Raw genomic sequence first — 1,027 nt, forward strand, 5'->3', positions numbered from 1 at the left:
CCTCCGAGTTCATCAAGACCGGCGCCAGCCTGTCCGATGTCGTCAAGACGCTGCAGGCCAGCCGCGTCCGGGATGCCAACCTCAATCCGCGCGGTCCCGGCGCCCGCCAGCCCGGCAGCGCCGCTTCGGCGCAGGAAGTGGCCGCCGGCTGGGAAGCCTCCGCAGCCAAGACCAACAAGATGCTTGGCCTCGTGGTTGCCCGCTAAGCACCCGCGCCATCAGAAGGAATCGAAACAATGACTGATTTCACTGAAAACCTGCATTCCGGGACGTATCTGGCGTTCGAAGTCGATCCGCAGATCTCGCGCGAAACCGGCACCGTCGCTTCCGGCCAGGACCTTGTCGTCGGCCAGCTCGTCATGCTGTCTGGCGGCAATCTCGTCGCCCATGACGGCGCGTTGAACACCGCCGGCGATGTCGTCTCCGAAGTCGAGGGCATCATGTTCGATGCCGTGGACGCCACCGGCGGCGCGGTGTCTGGTGCCGTCTATACCAAGCGTCTGTCGACCGTGAAGGACGACGATCTCACCTATCCGACCGAAAGCACTGCAGGCGGCGAGAAGGCAGCCTGCATTGCCAGCATGGCCGCCAACAACATCATCGTGCGCTGAACGCTGGCGCACTTTACCGAAACCTTCGGCCCGTCGAGCGACGCGGCTATCACCATAAGGAGAGATCCATGATCACCATGGACATTTTCAACAACGACGCCTTCTCGGCCACGTCGCTCACCGCGGCTGTCGACAAGGTCGGCTATGTGCCCAACTTCCTCGAAACCATGGCGGGCCTGTTCGATCCGGTGCCCGTCCGTACCGAGGACATCTGGATCGAGGCGCGCGGCACCGAAGCGGCGCTGATCCAGACGACGAATCGCGGCGCGCCGCGCGGCGAACGTTCGAACAACGATGGCCGCGACGCGCGTCCCTTCAAGACCCGCCGCCTTCCCGGCAAGCGCACCATCCGTGCTTCCGAACTGTTCGGCATCCGCGCTTTCGGCTCCGAAACCGAGCTGAAGCAGGTGCAGGAC

At 64.0% G+C, this 1,027-nt stretch carries 3 protein-coding genes; all 3 read left to right on the forward strand.

Features of this window, described 5'->3' with window-relative positions; all coding sequences use genetic code 11:
- The coding region (locus EOA28_RS39355) for a hypothetical protein (protein WP_189342410.1) at positions 1-206 on the forward strand (206 nt) is incomplete at its 5' end.
- 30 nt (positions 207-236) lie between these two features.
- Entirely contained in the window at positions 237-611 is a 375-nt protein-coding gene (locus tag EOA28_RS36805; RefSeq protein ID WP_128315894.1) for a head decoration protein, read from the forward strand.
- Between the two features lie 68 nt (positions 612-679).
- The coding region (locus tag EOA28_RS36810) for a major capsid protein (RefSeq protein ID WP_189342411.1) at positions 680-1,027 on the forward strand (348 nt) is incomplete at its 3' end.

It is taken from the genome of Mesorhizobium sp. M2A.F.Ca.ET.067.02.1.1, from assembly GCF_004023285.1.
GTDB lineage: Bacteria > Pseudomonadota > Alphaproteobacteria > Rhizobiales > Rhizobiaceae > Mesorhizobium.

Bases quoted from the DNA above. Each gene is read 5' to 3' on its own strand.
- EOA28_RS36805 (WP_128315894.1), top strand. From the start codon at position 237: ATGACTGATTTCACTGAAAACCTGCATTCCGGGACGTATCTGGCGTTC.